Genomic DNA, 18,626 nt, shown 5'->3' with positions numbered 1-18,626 from the left:
ATGTAAATAATTATGTGTGTTCTGCTATTGCCGAATATAAATTAGCGCTGTTAAAAGCAGAAGGCCTTTCATTTATTTTTGAAGCACCTGGAAAACCTGTCGCTGCAAATAATTCTTTTAAGCCTTCAAAAGTAATTGGGTAAGGAATCCAATGATTGCCGGCTTCTGTATCATATTCCACAACCAAAAAGAGGCCGCCCCTATTAAGCCGCGATTTTATTTTTTTAATGAAATCATTTTTGTTTTTTATAAAATGAAGAGAATTGGCCATTAAAATACCATCAAACTTAATAAAAGGCAAATCCTGTTTTTCAAAATCCAATTCAACCGGTATTATTTCAAATGATTTGAATGTAAGATTTTTCTTAAAAGAAGTGATATTTTTATCAATGGCATAAATCGTGCTTTTGTTATTCAACATGCCGGCAAGAGCATAAGTAAAAAGTCCGGAGCCACAGCCTAAATCAGCCCAGGTGGCCGCTCTGAAAGAATTGATTTTATCCGTTTTAATTAATGCAATTCCTTCTTTCAAAGTCATTTCAATTATTTTTTATTGCCAGGCAAACAAAAAAGCGGCTGTACACTCCTTTGTTTGCCTGGTCAAATAAATATACAGTAAAAGGGCTTTTAATGCAGATTTTTATTTCGTTCAGAATAAATCATTATTTCAATCTTTCAAAATCCACATCAAAGCATTTACATCATCATTTCCTCCGTACTGGCTTTGAATAGCCGCTGCTACATTGTCGGGATTATAATCCAACTCTGCAGAAGGATACAGCCAACGCACAGGAAACTTCGTTTCAGGAATATTGAGATTTGTAGCGGGATTTAATACAAACTCCGGGTAGCCGGTGCGCCTGTTTTCGTACCATGCACTGTAGTCCACATCCTGCAAAAAATTCGCAATATACTTTTGCGTGATGATTTGTTGAATCATATTCTCGGCGTCTCCTGTCAAAGCCACAGCAGGAAGATAGCTTGCGATGTACGAATCAGTAATAGGCATTCCATGTACATAACCGGCCGGTGCATAATGTGCCAAAAAATTCATCGAACTTGAAATGCCCGCCTCATAGTACGTTTCAGCCGGTGTGCCTGAAATCCATCCGCGAACTGTTGCTTCAGCTAACAGAAACTGAACATCCCAGTAATTAAAAAGCCCCACGGGTTCTGCATTATATAAATCAGCATATCTTTTATTGAAGTCTGAAAAATTTCCGGAAGCCCTCGCTGATTTAGTGCTGGCAACAGGATCAGAAGCTTCTACGCCAATATAGGCATCCCAGTCGGAAGGAGATTTCCCCGCTGCAATCATTGTGGGCGCCGGCTCAGCATAATAAAACAGGCGCCTGTCGTGCATTGCCTTTAAAGGATTGATCAGCGTTGCGCCTACCATTGGGTATATTACAAATGAATTGATTTGCGTAGGTGTATTGCTCCATGGATAAGCATAGCCCGCAGTATTTACATATTTTACTGCAAAATTATCATCGTAATCCCGCATCAATGGCCTGTTTTGCACGATGTCTTTAAATCTTGACACCACATTTAAATCCGGGTCGCTTGTTTTTTTATAAAGCTGCATCAGCACATTCAGCTCAAAGCTGTTCGTAAGCCTTTGCCATTGGTCCACATTACCTTTATAAATAAAATCTCCCCCAAATGGAGCCCCTGAGGCAAAGAGCATATTAGCGCTATCGAGCTCCTTCAAAATTCCGATGAATACGTCTTTTTGAGTATCATATTTCGGTTTGATGTTACCATCAGACTCGCCTTTGATGGCCTCTGAATAAGGGATATCGCCGAGCTGCATGGTTACCTGGTAAAATTGCCACGCCCTGATAAAATGCCCGAGGGCCAGGTAAGAATTCTTTACATCATCAGGCTCATTCTGCGCATAGGAAATCATCACAGGCACATTGCGCAAAACAGACAATCTTCCAAACCCTGCGCGGCTGATTTTATTATACTGATAGCTTTCCTGGTCTTCAGTCCACAAGGCATATTTGGCAAGCAGGAAGGGCTGCACAAAACTTTTAGTAGAAGAAATGTCGCTGGAAGTAATGGAAGTAAGCATGCTTGTAGCAAGCCATGCCGCATTGGAAGTAGTTGATTTATCAGGATTGGTATTGATTGCATCAAACTTTTTCGTGCATGATATTCCAAGCGCTGTAATTACCAGGAGTACCATGATATATTTTAAAATAATTTTCATTGTATTCTTTTTAAAATTTCAATAAACGGATTTTTAAAAGCCCAGCTTAATATTCAATCCAAGTAAGCGTTGTGAAGGTGCATTCAGGTTTTCATCTCCCAGGTCGGGATCAGAAAATGTGAACTTTGTCCACATCAAAACGTTTTGGGCTGTAAGGCTCAAAGTGGCATTTTTAATCCCGGTTTTTCCTAATAATCTTTTTGGGAAATTATAGCCTACAGATATTTCGCGCAGCTTAATGAAGGATTGATTTTTTAACCCATGCTCATATCCTGCACCATTGAGCCATTGTTCATAATCCTGGTAACCCACCGCCACATCATTGGTTGCATATTTACGTGTATCGCTGGTAATGCGGCCATATTTATCATATTTCGCTTCGCCGGAAACCACCTTTACGCCAGGACCAACATAATTGATAAGTCCCAGCACTACCTGGTCGTACCGCCATTTTGTATCTGTTTCCGGATTGGCTCCGGTGTCGAACATTTTATTCCAGATGTAATCATACATGATGCCTCCAATGCGGCCATCAATGCTAACCCCAATGATAAAATCTTTAATAGTAAAATTGTTGATGAAGCCAAAAGAAAATTTGGGATCCGTATATCCCAGGTTGCCGTAATAATCGCTCAATACAGGAAAACCACCGTCATTGATTAACTGGCCTTTCGGGTCTCTCAGCAAGGGTTCTGAAATGTAAGCATCAAGCCTGGCGCCTTTTTTTGTCCATAAATTATCAGCAGAATACACAGGGTCCAGGTTTATATAATACCGGTGCTGAAATGAATAGTTTATCATTGAGCGCCATTCAAAATCTTTATTTTTAATAACAGATCCATCTACCGTTACTTCAAGGCCTCTTCTTGCATACGTTTCTTTCGTATTGATTAAAGTAGAGGAAAATCCGGAGGCAGAGGAAATAGTAGCTGATGTTTGCTGATCATAATAATATTTATTGAAATAAGCCACATCAAAATGAAGGCGGCCAGAGGCCAGATAGGCTTCCGTACCCACTTCCCAGGTTCTTGTAGAAGAAGGCAACAAATCTTTTCCCAGCAAATTGCCAGGATAGGTTGAGCTTGGAAGACCCCATGATGTACCTCCTGAGAAGGTGCGGTTATTGTCGTAAATGCCTGCCGGTAGTTTGTCCTGCGTCCATGATCCGCGCAGCTTCCACATGTCTACGTAAGCAGGCATCGGAATAAACTTTGATACAATCACGCTTGACGAAATGGATGGATAAAAATAAGAACGTTGTGATGCAGATTGAGTGGAGCTCCAGTCATTCCTGCCCGTAAGGTCAAGAAAAACGGTAGTGTTCCATCCCAATGAGGCTTTTCCATACAGGCTGTTTACCTGCTCGCTCCAGGTGCCATAGTTGGTTCTCAATGCATCTACACCGGCAGTAGTCGATGGCACGGCATTTGCCAGCGAATACCATCCTGGCACGGCAAGGCCGTTACGTGTTTGCGAACCAAATTCGCGATCGGTAAAATAGGAAATGCTGCTTCCACCTAACACATTTACATCAAATTGATTGATTTTTTTGTCATACGTTAATATCAAATCATTATTGGTGCTAAAGCCCCAAAGCTGGTTCATACCAAACATTCCTTTGCCACTATAGTTCCAGCCAAAAGTATTACCGCTTGATCCACCCCTGGTTGAATTAATACCGGCAGGGCTTTGTACTGTTTCTTCATTTTTATAAAAATCATAGCCGGTGCGGAACATCAGGCTCAGGTCTTTTGTAAACTGGTAATTGGCGGTAAGGCTCGCGTTTAATTTATTACGTACCACGCCATCTAATTTTTCATACGCTATCAGGTAGGGATTGTCGTACCACGCGGTATACAACCAGTTTTGTTTTTCATTCGGAGTTACCCAATAATCGCGATACTGGCGAATATCATAGTCAGGTCCTGTCCACATCAGGATTTGATAAAGATACCCTTGTGCACCATAGCCCCGCCCCCATATTTGAGGCGATTTTTGCCATGTATATCCCATATGGCTTTCAATATTAAATTTATCTCCCACTTTTAAGGCGCCACTCATCGTGTAATTGATGATATTTAAATGCTCATTAGGAAACTGACCTTTGTTGTAGATATGATTAATACCCGCCCGGAAATAGCCATTTTCGCCGCTTTGCATTACACTGATATTATTATTGGTGATCAGGCCGGTTTCCAAAAAGTTTTTCAGGTTATTTTTTCCGCTGGATACCAATGGCCTCATTTCCGTTTGTTTTGAAACAGGATTCCATTGTATAGCGCTGTCACCAATATCCAGTTTTGGCCCCCACACATAGTCTGTGGAAATCTGCCCGTCGATACCATGGCCATAAGAAGTTTGTACTTTCGGAATCGCAAGATATCCTAATGCCACCATCGTATTACTGTTCAAATCGATAGACAAACCCTTTCCTTTTCCTTTCTTTGTCGTAATCATGATGGCGCCGCTTGCACCTTTCGCTCCGTATAAAGCCGCTGCAGTTGGCCCTTTCAGCACGCTGATATCTGCAATATTATCGGTAGGTATATCTCTCAAGGTAAGGTTTGAATAAGGCACGCCATCAATAACCAGCATCGGCGATTCACCCCTGAGTTCGATAGTGGGCGTGGCATCAAATTCAGTAGAATTTTTGATAACCAGGCCAGATACTTTTCCTGAAAGCGATGTTCCGACATCAACGCCCTTTACCGTTTGGATTTCGTTACCTCCCACTTTTTGAACCGCGTAACCTAATGCCTTGGAGGCGCGTGTAATACCAAGGGCCGTTACTACTACTTCATTAAGACCCGTGGTAGAAACTTCGAGCGTTACATTAATTACGCTTCTGCCCTGTACGGGTATTTCCAGATTATTGTAGCCAATTGATGAAATCACCAGCGTCGCCCTTTCAGGTACATTGATGGAATAATTTCCGTTACCATCAGTGGTTGTGCCGGCATTACTTCCTTTTATCTGGATGCTTGCGCCTGCTATCGGAAGCCCTGTAGCTTTATCGGTCACCTTTCCTGTGGCCACCACGTCCTGCACTTCCTCATCTTTTTGCACCAGGACAATAAGATTATTTCCAAGTGTTTTATAAGAAAGTGAAGTGCCGGATAACAATTGATTCATTACCTGTGAAATATCGGCGTTGGTTACATTTATCGATACTTTGTCGCCATCGGCCATTTTTCGTTCGCTATAGAGGAACCTGAAGTTGGTATGTTTTTCAACAGTGTTTAAAGCTTTGCGCAACTCTACCGATTTCAAATTGAGTGTAATTGCCTGTGAATAGCCTTTTGCCCTTACCTGCATGCAGGAAATCAGGAGGATGATAATTGTGAGTTTCATAATGACCAATGACTTTACAAGCCAATGTTTTTGGTGTGCACCGTTTGGGTGCTTTAAAAATTTCATAACTTTAATTTTGAAAGTTAAATAAGCGTAATCTTCTCCCACAGAAGATCACATGAATTCGTTTTCTGTTTTGACTTTTCGGGGGAATGCTTGCAACATTCCCCGTTTTTTAAGTTTCATTTAATAAGCGCATACGTTAACTGGTTTTAAATATTAATAGATGATTATAGTAGTTCCATTCATTTTGTAATTGAACTTTTCTGTCAGCCTCAACGCGTCTAATGCTTGTGTTATGGATTCATTTTCGAATATTCCTGTGAACCTGTAATTTTTGATTACTTCATTCTTGAATTCAATTGCCACATCATATTTCCGGCCCAACTCTTCAGCGAGCTTGCCAAAGGTCTCATCCTGGAAAATCAATTTATTATTCACCCATGACGTTTCTATGGCGGTGCTGTCTGACCCGGAAACATAATGAAGGTTGCTTATTAATAATTCGGCTGCATGAGTTTCCGGAACCGTTTTAATTGCTGAAGAACTTTTTTCAGCCGCAGAATTGGAAACCACTAATTTTTCTTTTGGCTTTAAGACAATCCGGTCATCGGGCCTGTCATTTAAAGTAACCTCAATCATTCCATGTATCAGCGTGGTTTCTGTTGTAGAATCGCCAGGATAGGATTTTACATTGAACTCCGTGCCCAAAACTTTAATGCTTATTTTATCCGTATGAATGATAAAAGGGATTTTGGCTTTATGCGTTACATCAAAAAATGCTTCTCCTGCAAGTGAAACTTCGCGGGTATTGCCTGAAAAATTTTTAGGAAAGGTAAGCCGGCTATCTGCGTTCATAATTACTTTGGTGCCATCAGAAAGAGTAATGGCGGTTCTCTTTCCCTTAGGAGTTTGCAGGGTTTGCAATGTATCTTTTGCAGTTAGCTGAGCAACCTCCGGAACAAGTTTTTTTTGGTTCAAAAAATATATTGAAACTAAAGCAACCGTAATTACCGCAGCCACTTTGGAGAATTGCAAAAGCCATTTAACAGGCCGCTTTCTTTGTGGTCGCAAATCTAAACCAGGGTATTCTTTTTGAATTTTATCATTCTGCATCCTGTGCAATACTTTTTCCAAAGCACTATGAACATCTGCAGCAACCATATTTTTGTTTTCCCAATGCGCTTTTAAAAGCTCATATTTTTTTTTCAGCAACTCATCCTGATTTAATAACTTTTCCAGAGACCGTATATCTTCTGAAGATGCCGCTCCGCTTAGCTTTCGGGCTGTTAACAATAAGAAGGTATCATTGTCCATTTTCAATTTTCAGGTATTCGTAAATCAAGCCGTACTTAATAAGGACAACATTTTTTGAAAAATTACCTACAGCATTCGAAACTTTTTTTTGAAACAGAAGCTCAATGCAATGGCTAATTGGATGTATTAAAAGAAGGTTGAAAACAATGCAGATTTAATAACAGAAATCGGATTAGTTTTCCTGCGAAGAGATGATTTGGGAGAAACGTAAGGAAAAAGAATTTTATCCAATTTTTTCATAGCTCTTACCAATTGTGTTTCCACCGTTCGTGGCGAAATATCCAGGATTTGTGCAACCTCTTTATACTTTAAGCCTTCTTCTTTTATAAGACTAAAAATAATTCTACACTGATGAGGCAAGGTTTCTATAGCCTGGTCCATTTTAAGAATTAATTCTCTTCGTTCCAATTCCTTCCCGGGGTCATTGATATTTAAGAGCTGGTGGCTTCCTGTTTCTTCAAGGTATACAAACCTGTAATTGGAAAATTGTTTGGTATAATTAAGAGATTTATTTTTTACCATTATAAAAAGATACGTCTGCAGGTTAGATACATGCGACAAATCTTTTCTTTTTTGCCAAATGGTAAACAATGCATCTGAAACTAACTCTTCTGCAATTTCCCTCGCCATTGTATAACGCACGCAGAAATTTAAAAGCCTTTCATAAAACAGCTTAAATAATTCTTCAAAAGACTTTTGATCGTCTTTCTGAGAAATATTTTCAAAAAGCTGGCTGATATGTGTTTTGGGATCTTGCAATTTATATAGCAAAATTAAGAACATTGGCAGGCTGTTCGCTCAAATGACATTTTTTTATTTCAAAATGCTGCACCGGTTGATGAACTTAAATAAAAAAAATTTCGCTTGTTTTTAATAAACACCAATGAATTTCTCACCCGTAGTAAAATAATAAATAAACTGAATTTTTATTTTACAAATTAAAAAATTTAAAAAACTAATTTTTCATCCCTTCTTTTTTTTCGCTCAAACCTTTTGCCAGCCGCAAATTGCTCAATTCATTTAAAATTAAATACAGCCCATTCATGTAGCGTATTCGTCGCAGAAGATGCCTTTATAATTTTGTTCCATCAACAAAAAAATATAAAAACGCAAAAAAAAACAATTATCATGAAAAAGGGAAAATACATTGATATATATGTAATAATGGCATGTATGTCAGGCAAGAAAAAATCATCAAAGCTGCGGCATGTAGAACAAATTCTAAAGCAGGCATGCAAAAATTACGAAGAGCCTTTGCAAAAAACTTTCAGGAAAGATTTGGCATTAGCGCTCGAAACATCTGATCAGGATTCAAATTGATTCACAATAAAAAATAAGAAAAAATGAAACAGATAATTTTAGGCACACTGTTACTTTTTTGCGGAGTCACTTCTCAACTAAAAGCGCAAAGCATCCCCGTAAAACAAGCACAGCAATTTATGCAGGTGACTACCGTAGAATCCGTGCTTTCGGGCGGATTGGGACGTTCAAAAATGATCGTTACAAATCCTGATGGAAGTCAAAAAGAATCAGGAATGGAAAACCTTTTCAGCATGGTGGGCATTAATTTTAAAAATATCGGGGAGAACGAAAATAAATTAATTAATACCCTGAAATTTTATACAGAAAATGGCTGGAAAATAGATCACGTCACTTCGCTAACGCTTAGCCAGACTGAAAGCGGCAATGGCGGAATTTTTATGACGCGTTACCTGTTGTCAAAACAGGAAGAATTAAAAAATTAAAAGGGAAACATACCAGGTTTTGGATTTTGGAGTATAGCACAGCCTTCATTTTTATGGAGGCTGTTTTATTGTAGCTACGGTATTAAGATCAAAATAAAAAATGTCGTTATTTGTTTGTTGGCTGTCATTGCATTCCGGAAGCGCCTGCTTATTTGCCCATCCATCTTTTAAAATCAGTTACTTTTTCCCTGCTTACCAAAGCTTCTTTATCTACCGCAGGCTTCAATTGCAGGATGAGGCGGTTACCAAAATAATCATCAATTTTTTCGATACTATTAATAGAAACATAGAAAGAGCGGCTTATCCTGAAATATACATCAGGATCAAGCATTTCCTCCAGCTCATCAATGGTATAATCTACCACAAACTTTTTATTGTCAGCAGTTTTAAAAAAGTTTAATCTTCCATCGCTAAAAAAATACCTTATATCGGCTACCTCAATGCTGACAAGCTTTTGCCCATTCTTAACCAGGAAGCGCTTGCGATATTCCTTGGGTTGCAATTTTTGCTGAAGTTGTTTTAAGATGCTATCCATGTTCAACGCATTTGCATCGCCTTCGTGTTTTTTTGCATAGCCTTTAAATTTTTGAATCGCCTTTTCGAGATCTTCATTTTGCACGGGCTTTAATAAATAATCAATGCTGTTTACTTTAAAAGCTTTCAGTGCATACTCGTCGTAGCTGGTAGTAAATACAACGGGGCAGTTAACACGCACCAGATTAAATATTTCAAAACTCTGGCCGTCGGCAAGCTCAATGTCCATCAGTATCAGGTCGGGTTGTTCATTTTGCTGAAGCCACTCCACTGTATTTTTTATGCTATCGGTGCATCCCACTATTTCTGCATCAGGCTCTACACTTTTAAGTGTTTTTTGCAATTTCTTTACTGCAAGGTCTTCGTCTTCTACAATTAAAATTTTCATATAAATAAATTTAAGTTACAATGCATTTTTGGCTTTCCAAATCATGGGCAGCACTACCATAAAATTCTTTTCACCATGTACGACCTGGAATCCTTCCTGGTTCATCAGCTTGTATTTCGATTCGATATTATGAAGGCCAATACTGGTGGAATGTTCTTTATGGGCTTTTTCGTTCAAATTATTATTCACCACTAATTGCTTTCCTTCCGTTGTAAAAATTTCTATTGACAAAGGCATCTGGCGGCTTACCACATTATGCTTAATGGCATTTTCAACAAGTAGCTGAACGCTCAGAGAAGGAATGATATAAGGATGATATTTTTTATCAATTTGCATATTGAGCCTGATACCATCTCCATGCCTCGTATTCATCAGTTGAAAATAATTCTGTATAAATTTCATTTCGCTTTCCACAGTGCTCATTCCATCTTCATTATTTCGTAATAAATAACGATATACTTTGCTGAGCTCATCCAAAAACTTTTCTGCCAGTTCTTTATTTTCTGAGATAAGGGAAGAAAGTGTATTGAAGCAATTAAACAAAAAATGAGGATTTACTTTCCCTTTTAAATTGTCAAATTCCTGGCGGAGATTCATCTGCTCCAGCATTTCTTTTTCATACAATGAGTCTTTGAATTTCTCAATACTATAGATTGCTTCAAAAAAAGTTTCAAGAATTAGATTAGTGGAAAACCCAACTATAAGCATGCTTGTAGCATCGCCTGGCACACGATAATAACCGCCAATATGAAAACGGTCGAATACGAAAAGGACAAGAAGTGCCGAAGGCGACAAGATAAAAATGTTGACCAAAATTTTATAAAAAACGCGATGGCGGGTTTGCTCTATGTGAGGATAGCGTTCGAATAAAAATTTATCATACTGGTAGCGAACCCACCACATCAGGCACCCTATCAAATAAATCGTGAAAAATCCATAAATCCACAATTTCCATTCATAAAACAAGCGCTGGCCATACATGATGTAACAGAGAATGATGGTTATAGCCGGCATTGTGAGTAAAAAACTCCATAAATAAACCTTGTTCAATTTATCTTTCTTCATTGTAGTTCATTTATGTCTTTGATCAATGGAAGCCTGATGGTCTTTATTTGGTCTTGTGCTGAAATTTTTATTTCACCTGCTTTCAGCAATTTGTATTTGTCTGATAAGTTATGCAGCCCTTCGTCGATATATAATGATTGCACAATTTTTTTTTTGTGTACGGAATGCGTTATAATGATTTCACCGTTTGCCGCTGAAATCCTTATCACAAGCGGATCTTCTTTGCTGATGGCATTGGAATAGATTATGTTTTCCAAAACCACCTGCAGAGTTAACGGCGGTAAATAATAATTTTTATATTCTTCAGGAAAGCTGATAAGAATGTCTACAGCCTTATTAAATCTTTCTTTGGTTAGATACAAATAAGAGGACGCAAATTTTATTTCTTCCTCTGCCTGCACAAGCAGATCATCATCATTGCGCAAAAGATACCTGTGCACTTTGGTCATTTCATTTAAAAAAGATTCTGCCTTCTCTTCATCTTCACGGATTAAGCCAGACAATGTATTGAAACAGTTAAACAGAAAATGCGGATTGATTTGCCCTTTCAGACCCAGCAGTTTACTGCGCTGGTAAATACTTTTTAATCTTGCCGTTTCAGTAAGGGAAGCTTTCCATGCTTCAAAATTTGCCATTCCTTCATTTAAAAAAGTGATGGCTGTGCTCATCACACATCCATACAACACGCCCCACCACTCCATGTTATCGCCTGCTTCACAATCCAATAATTTTAGCTGCTGGTAAAATACCGCCATTCCTTTAATGGCTGCAATATTCATCACATAAAATATCGGCAGCATCCACCTGATACGCCTGAATAAGTCTGATGCGGATGGAAATTGTTTTCTGATAGAAAGAGCCACCATTCCGAAAAGGAAATACATGGCAGCCAGGTAGATGCCGCTGTACAAAAAGGAAAGAAGGAATTGGGAAAAGGATTTTAGTATGCATGAGCCAAATAAAATCACATTCATTCCCAACACATAGGGGATCATTACCCAAATGAAAATGAATGGTTCGTTTTTACTATATCGTCGCATAGCCATATTCCTAAATTATCTAAAAGAATAAAAAAGAAAACATGATAGTGATTCAGCTGTTATTATTTTTTTTGAATTGGTTGTTTTGTACCATGGGTTGTAAAACTGTTTTAATATTTTTTATTATCGCACCGCTTCTTTTTTATGCTTGTTTTTTGTGATGAATTACCGTAAGAATAGCCGTACCCGAAGCATCAGATTGTATTTCTGCTACCGCGTTTATATCACTTGCCCTAGTCTTTATTTCTTCGACGCTTTTCAACACCTTTTGATCAAATTCTGACAATAAAGTTCCTTCTGCAAAAAGCTTCAACGAAAGGCCGCCCTTTTCCTTATCCAAATCAACCTTGATGTGTTTGGAGTGGCTATCGCGGCTCAGAAGTAAAACCGCTCTTTTGTAGATCATCATAAATTCGAGCCTTTCTTTCATTGAAAACCGCAGGTGCTGCACGTTTTTATCAATGTCAATGTCTATCCGGGTTTCATACTCACTGTTAAGTGTATCCGCAATTTCATAAATCCTGTCAATAATTTTATTCATTGAATCATTTGCGGGATCGATGCTCCACATTACATCATCCATGGCGATAACGGAGCGGCGGCTTTTCTGCTTTATCTCGCGGATATAATCTTTTGCCTGCTCCTGGTTTGAATCTGCTTTTATTGCAGCTATTTCGCTCAATGCGCTGATATTTTTAAGGGTTGTCCTCACCTCGTTGTGCAAATCCTTTCCAATTGTGCTGCGCATATACAATATATTTTTCCAGTGATTTTTTCTCTCTTTGTATAAACGCCAGATTATAAATCCTCCAAGAAGTAAAAGGGTAGTATAGAATTCCCAGGTTTTCCAGATGGGCGCCTCTATGTGAATCGGCATCGACACAATGTTGCTTATGTTCCCTTTACTGTCAGGTGCACCTACTTTAAAAACGTAATTACCGGGCGGCAAATAAGAATAGACGGCTTCATTAGATGAGCTGCTCTTGACCCACTTTTTATCAATCCCTTCCATCATGTAGGCTGTGTTGTATTTCCACATAAATGAAAGCGTGGAAAATTGAAAAACAAATGAATTTTCGAAGTACTTTACCTCCATTCTTTTCAAATGCAGGATTGAATCAACCAGGAGATTTTTATTAAAAAGTTTCACTGCCGTTATTTCCACATGCGGCGGAGCAAATTCAGGACTATACAACTTTAAAGGGTCAAAACTCAGTATGTCACGGCTTGTTCCAAAAATGATAGTGCCATTGCGGAGCAGGCAGGAAGCGGCATTCGCAAATTTGCTGTTGATTAAACCATCCTCGGGGCCAAAAGTTGAGCTTACTGTAGTTTTAAAATTTCGCACATAAATACCATTCTCAGTACTCATCCAGGGATTACCATCTTTTGAAATAACTACATTGGAAATGTAATCTGAAGGCATGCCTGTATTTGAGCTTAGATACCGGAACATTCCCGTATTCGTATTTAAAATGCTCACCTGTTCGCCTGCTATAATAAAAGTGCTGTCATCATATTGTTTAATATCGTTGAGATCCGGTGAAGGCAAATGCCTGCCATCAGCTTTTAAAGGCACATATTCATGCATCATAGAATCATTGTCAGCATTCAACTGAATCACTTTCTCTGTTATAACCCAGATGTCGCCTTTGTTGTCACCGTACAAACGCTTTACGAGTTTGTTCATCTTTCTGGCCAAATAAAAAGAGTCTGATTTCGATATCCATTTTATAACATCGCCACCCTGAGTGCCAAACCAAAGATTTCCGTTCCTGTCTTCTGCGATTTGCCTGATGGTTTTTTTTCTAAATACCGGCAGTTGGATTTTTTCTGTGGAATTTGATTTTGCATGATAAATGTAGAGCCATCCATCCTGGTGCCCGCGCCAGACATCTCCATTCCTGCGTTGTAATATCGACCAAACCATCTCCTCGCCTTTTTCTATTCCCTGGCGTACGATTGGTGAGTTCACCGGCTCAAAATTTTTATCATATTCCACCAGGCCGGCGCCCCAGGTAGAAACCAGGATATTGCCGTTGTGCAATTCTTTAATATCGGTGACATCTGCCTTAAAATTTTTACGGGAATTGAAGCGCCTGATTGGCGTTGAGCGAAAGAGATTGGCCTGTGGATTGAACCAATACAAACCATTGTCAGTAGTAATCCATGTGTTATTCTCCCTGTCGTGCCTAAACGTGTATGAGTCTTCGAAATTGATATTGTATTCTTCAAAAGAATTCAGGGGCACCACTTCAAAATTATTCTTGTCATTCACATGCACCAGCATGCCCAATCCATTTAACCAGACATCGCCATCACTTCCCGGCAGAATGTTGTGTATTTCATAATAGGTGCCGATTGCTTTTTGCAATTCATCACTCCGATCAATTACTTTCTTATTTTTAAAATCATAAAATATGAGATGTACATTTTTATTATCCTGGAAAGTGGTCATCCAAAAATTTCCGCGACGGTCTAACAAAGGATGGCCCGTTTCTGAAAAATTTTGAAGTGCATTGATAATGGCATCTTTATCAGGATTGTGACCGCGATAATTGAAGTTACCAGTTTCAGGATTGTATTTTACCAATCCCTGGTTTGTGCCGTACCAATAATGATGATGCAGGCTGTCAATTGAAAAAAAAGATATTCTCCGGTCGCCGGGCAGGTCGAACCTTTTATCTTCATCTGAAAAAATATTTTTCTTTTGATCGAACGTGACAATGCCCCACGCATCGTCATTGTAATGATGAAGCACTAAAATGATTTCCTGGTTTTCATCCGTATAAAAATCGCCTTCTGCCCTGTTCAACATTTTGTTTTTGAATACAATTTTTACCGGGTGAAAACGGAACCGGTTTATATCAAAATAGCCCAGCTTAAAATCAGCCGTGATTATCCAAAGCTTATCATGCTTGTCTATACAAAGCCGCATAATACTGTTGTGCGGAATGGAGGTTGAATCGCCTTCCTGGTGCCGGAACGACAAAAAACGCACGCCGTCAAACCGTTGCAATCCATTTTTGGTGGCAATCCAGATATAACCTTTGGAATCCTGCGCTGTGGCGTGTGCTTTTTCTGATGATAATCCGTCTTTGATGCCAAGATGATTGAAAATATATTTTGATTGGCTTTCGGCCTCACAGCTCCAAAAAAACTGGAAAAAAATTAATATAAACAGTGTGCGTGGCAATGCGGAATTATTTATTTCAAATATAATCTGCGCCGCCATAATATCAGTAAAATGGAAATATTTTTAAGCAAAAAACCTGGATGAATTGAGGATTTTGATGTATGAATTGAAAGTAAAATTTCGCAAATGTTTATGCGCTGAAACAAGATTCCAGGCAAACGTCATTTCACATAAACCAATTAAAATTATTGGATACTATCTGTTCGACACAGTTTTTATTTTTCCCCCGACGGATTTTCCCGGAACCATATAATCAAATCCTAACAAGTTTGCAATGGTAGCTGCATATTGAGTTTGAAAAATTTGTTCACTGCTTTTCATTTCTCCCGAAGGTTTGATATCCGGGCCCATTACCATAAACCAGGTTTCATTGCTGTGTGGTGTGCCACTGCCATGGTCGGTCCATTGAGCGCCCACGCCTCTTCCATGATCGGGAACAATAAAAAATGTGGTATTATTTTTATAGAAAACATCCTTTTGCATCGTTTCCCAAAGTTTTCCAATCATGGCATCAAGGTTATGAATATCATCGAGGTAGCTTTCATATTTACCTGAGTGAGCATATTCATCCGTATCGCCAAAATCAAGGTAAGCAACTTTCGGATGATGGGCCATAATATAAGATTTTGCCAGGGCATAAACATTCGCATCCAGCCGCTCATCATCGCCCCAGATTTGGGGAATAAAATGCTGCATTTCGTTCGCAAGAATTTCTGCTTCAGTCAGATTATTTCCGGTAATGTTTTCCCACGGAACATTGATGAGCATTGGACTTTTGTCTTTATGCAGGCATCTTCCTGTGGCGCGCCAACAAGCAAACGTAACCACTTTACCCTTATATTCTTTTTGATTATCAATAAACTCAAGCACATTCGTATTTGGGTTGCTTCCATACTCGTTTGAATTGATTGCTGTGTCCACAAAACCACTCAAAATTTCTGCACGGCCCGGATAAGAAAACCAATAGGGATTGGCCACATTCACAAAGTTGCCCAGGTCGCGATTTCCATACAACTGCCCGTGCTTTGCCATTTTGCTCCATGTAAAAGGCATTAATTTTTTTCTTCTTTCTTCCAAATTTTCCGACCAATATTTTTTGAAACGTTGTAAAGAATCGCCGGTGTTGTATTTTTTATCATTTAGTAAATCGAAATCAGCTCCTTTAAAAAGTTCCTGCCAGCGGTAGCCGTCAATTAATATTACTACTGCGTTTTTGGGTTTATGTTCTCTTTGCGCATAAGAAGGTAATATCAAAAACAGTAAAGCAATAAATAAGGGGATTTTTAATTTCATGATTTTTTTGTTTTCGTAAATTGATAGCATAAATCAATCGCTGTTTTGAAGATATAATAGTGAGCACAATATTACTCCGATGAAAATTCAAATAACTATATTTTATTCAATTAAAAACCAGTTGTAACCATTTGCAGGTATGGATAACCGTAACACGATATTTTTATTTTCATCAAGTGGATATTTTGTTTTGTTACCCTCTTTTTCGCTCACGGTTGCCACGCGGGATATTCCTGTATAATATAAAGGAACTTTAATCTCCCTGGTAATCGGCGTATCTAACGGATTATAGACCATTAGCAATCCTTTTTCTTTCAAACGCGGGTTCACATGAAGCATCGCGTCATAATCGCGGCCGTCGGCCCGGCGCAGGTGAATGATATCCGAATTCAAAATATCGCGGTACTTTTTATACCAGCTAACCTGCTTTTTCACAAGCGCTTCAGTGGAAGGCGCGTCAAATAATCTCGGGCCCCGATAACAAGCCTGGGCGCCGCTTCCAAAATTTTGAACCAAATGAGCTTCGTAATCTTTCAAATGTTCAGACAATGGTTCAATCGTGGCAGCAGCGCCACCGCCATGATATCGCGTAAGCGGCACAAAGGTCCATCCCATAGAGGGCGTTTTATTCCATGTACCGTCATAAATATTTTGCCGCTCAATTATCACCTGGCGATCGCGCGGCAACGACCAGTCCGTTTCGCGATAGCCCATGCCCACTTTATTAGTTCCGTTCAAAAAATACCAATCAGGCGCATTGATATAAATGTCATTTTTTCTAAGTTCACGATAGAATGAAATACTTTGCCACCATTGTTTCCACTGAGAATCATCTTTTCCGTCATGGCCGGGATGCGAAGTGGAAGCGCAAATATCTCCCGGATAAGGGCCGTCATGTTCCAGCAAATCGAATCCTGTTTTTTCAATAAATCTTTTTATTTTTTTGAGATACGCAATGCCCCACTCGCTTCCAAGGCACGGCGCATTTCCGAAAATTGCGCCACCGGGCTTCCCGGTTTCAGGATTAATCACATCATTTTGTGCATCAATGGTTCTGCTGGAAAACAAAGAGTATCCTCCCATTTCAATTCCTTTGCTGTGCGCATAATCCACCAACGATTTAATTTTATGAATGTTAGCGTAGCTGGTATCTTCCATATTTAAGCCACTCCCGAAACTCAGGATTATCATTTCAAAACCCGTGGCTGCGCATTGGTCTACCGCATTTTTTACGACTACCGGATCGGTAGAAGTAAGGTGAAGGAAGATCGGATTTTCAGTTGCCCATGGAGCAATGATGCGATACATTTTCCTTTCTGCCAGCCCGCAACGCTCCTTATCATAGCTATCATACATCATTTCATATGTATGGAAGGGCTCAAATGTTTGATGCGGCTGCAGGCGATAAGAAGGGCCGATAGGCGGTTTACTCTCCAGGAGGCAGGGTGTTTTCAAATTGTAATTTACCTGCGAGGTATACAAAGTATCCGGCAGCCAATAAGTGGTGTGGTCAGCATATTTGGAAGTCATATCGCCAAAAGAATAGTCGCTTTGCACATTAATATGCGGTGTGGCCAGGCGCCCATCACCGCCTACTACCGACTCTTCTTCCACTACGGAAAGAATTTCATTTTTGAATGAATTGATTCTGATTTCTTTATCAGAATTGTTTACAATGGTTATCCATTTGCTCATCAAAGGAATATTATCATACATTTCGTAATGCACTGCTACCTGAATATTTTCCGCACTTTTTTGGGATGATGAAAAATAGAAAATAATTTCTATTCCTTTTGGTGGCCACTGTTTGTTCAGTGCCCAGCGCCGCGGCGTCCACGAAAACCGCTTTTGAATATTTCTTACTTCAAAATTCTTTAATTGAAAGGCTGCAGGATCAGCAGTAAATTTTTCAAGCCAGTCATATTTCATGTAGGCATATTCAAACTGCCCTTTTAGGCCGCCGATATTATAATCAATTCCATCTACTTCGATTTGCCCTTCTGGTTGAATAGTCCTAATCATTTCTTTTGGCGTCATCAGGTTGCGAAAGCTGAAGCAGGCAAAATAAGGCTGCATGCGAAATTCACGGCTTATCAATCCATTGGTTATAACTAAATCTTTACCGTTTCCACTTTTGTAAACAGCGGCCGCATATCCAACTTTTTCTAACAACCAGTCACTTTCGTGTAGGGCTGCTTTCTGAGAAGCATACACAGGAAGCTCGTTAAACTTTTGCAATAAAATATTTTGGGAGATGCCTGTTTGTAGGAAGAGGAAAACAAGAAAAATACACAATACGTTTTTTTTCATTGATCTGAATTTATTAAGAATAAATGTAGCAATTTGTTTTCGCTTTGGTTATCCTGTGCGGAAGAAATCTATGGCAATATAGCAGAGCCAACCGTCTGACAGCAGGCAGATAAATAAGCGGAATTTTTATTTTACTAATTTGATCTGACGTACCGTTAGTGGAGTTCTA

Annotated in this window: 13 protein-coding genes; 2 read left to right on the top strand and 11 right to left on the bottom strand. The window is 39.1% G+C overall.

Going from position 1 to position 18,626, the window contains the following annotated elements:
• Window positions 1-10 precede the first annotated feature (10 nt).
• From EFY79_RS08115 to EFY79_RS08095, 5 genes are all read right to left on the bottom strand, one after another.
• Window positions 11-538: a class I SAM-dependent methyltransferase gene (locus tag EFY79_RS08115; RefSeq protein ID WP_123120194.1), complete on the bottom strand. Its 528-nt coding sequence runs from the start codon at window positions 536-538 to the stop codon at window positions 11-13.
• A 129-nt stretch (window positions 539-667) separates the two neighbouring features.
• Window positions 668-2,218 (bottom strand): SusD/RagB family nutrient-binding outer membrane lipoprotein, encoded by a 1,551-nt coding sequence (locus EFY79_RS08110; protein ID WP_123120193.1) that lies wholly within the window; start codon window positions 2,216-2,218, stop codon window positions 668-670.
• Window positions 2,219-2,251: 33 nt separating this feature from the next.
• Window positions 2,252-5,635: a SusC/RagA family TonB-linked outer membrane protein gene (locus tag EFY79_RS08105; protein ID WP_123120192.1), complete on the bottom strand. Its 3,384-nt coding sequence runs from the start codon at window positions 5,633-5,635 to the stop codon at window positions 2,252-2,254.
• A gap of 153 nt (window positions 5,636-5,788) precedes the next feature.
• Window positions 5,789-6,886 carry a FecR family protein gene (locus tag EFY79_RS08100; protein ID WP_123120191.1) on the bottom strand — a complete coding sequence of 366 codons (1,098 nt, stop codon included), beginning with the start codon at window positions 6,884-6,886 and terminating at the stop codon, window positions 5,789-5,791.
• 126 nt (window positions 6,887-7,012) lie between these two features.
• On the bottom strand, window positions 7,013-7,645 hold the full coding sequence (locus EFY79_RS08095; RefSeq protein WP_158605181.1) for an RNA polymerase sigma-70 factor: 633 nt from the start codon (window positions 7,643-7,645) through the stop codon (window positions 7,013-7,015).
• Window positions 7,646-8,014: 369 nt separating this feature from the next.
• On the opposite strand from EFY79_RS08095, the gene EFY79_RS08090 reads away from it, so the two are divergent.
• Entirely contained in the window at window positions 8,015-8,206 is a 192-nt protein-coding gene (locus EFY79_RS08090) for a hypothetical protein (RefSeq protein ID WP_148041874.1), read from the top strand.
• Between the two features lie 23 nt (window positions 8,207-8,229).
• Complete coding sequence (locus EFY79_RS08085) at window positions 8,230-8,631, top strand: hypothetical protein (RefSeq protein WP_123120188.1); 402 nt, start codon at window positions 8,230-8,232, stop codon at window positions 8,629-8,631.
• A gap of 148 nt (window positions 8,632-8,779) precedes the next feature.
• Here EFY79_RS08085 and EFY79_RS08080 read toward each other — a convergent pair whose 3' ends face one another.
• From EFY79_RS08080 to EFY79_RS08055, 6 genes are all read right to left on the bottom strand, one after another.
• Window positions 8,780-9,553, bottom strand: coding sequence for a LytR/AlgR family response regulator transcription factor (locus EFY79_RS08080; RefSeq protein WP_123120187.1), 774 nt, complete (start codon window positions 9,551-9,553; stop codon window positions 8,780-8,782).
• A gap of 15 nt (window positions 9,554-9,568) precedes the next feature.
• On the bottom strand, window positions 9,569-10,618 hold the full coding sequence (locus tag EFY79_RS08075; protein WP_123120186.1) for a sensor histidine kinase: 1,050 nt from the start codon (window positions 10,616-10,618) through the stop codon (window positions 9,569-9,571).
• The gene (locus tag EFY79_RS08070) at window positions 10,615-11,664 is read right to left on the bottom strand and encodes a sensor histidine kinase (RefSeq protein WP_123120185.1); all 1,050 of its coding nucleotides are present in this window, start codon (window positions 11,662-11,664) and stop codon (window positions 10,615-10,617) included. The genes EFY79_RS08075 and EFY79_RS08070 overlap by 4 nt, the downstream gene beginning before the upstream one ends.
• A gap of 136 nt (window positions 11,665-11,800) precedes the next feature.
• Window positions 11,801-14,854 carry a ligand-binding sensor domain-containing protein gene (locus EFY79_RS08065; RefSeq protein ID WP_158605180.1) on the bottom strand — a complete coding sequence of 1,018 codons (3,054 nt, stop codon included), beginning with the start codon at window positions 14,852-14,854 and terminating at the stop codon, window positions 11,801-11,803.
• Between the two features lie 195 nt (window positions 14,855-15,049).
• Window positions 15,050-16,147, bottom strand: coding sequence for a sulfatase-like hydrolase/transferase (locus EFY79_RS08060; protein ID WP_158605179.1), 1,098 nt, complete (start codon window positions 16,145-16,147; stop codon window positions 15,050-15,052).
• A gap of 102 nt (window positions 16,148-16,249) precedes the next feature.
• Window positions 16,250-18,457, bottom strand: a complete 2,208-nt coding sequence (locus tag EFY79_RS08055) for an alpha-galactosidase (RefSeq protein ID WP_199727491.1) — start codon at window positions 18,455-18,457, stop codon at window positions 16,250-16,252.
• Window positions 18,458-18,626 lie beyond the last annotated feature (169 nt).

This window comes from Hanamia caeni (assembly GCF_003721595.1).
Lineage (GTDB): Bacteria > Bacteroidota > Bacteroidia > Chitinophagales > Chitinophagaceae > Ginsengibacter > Ginsengibacter caeni.
This window is presented reverse-complemented; position numbering and strand designations above follow the sequence as displayed.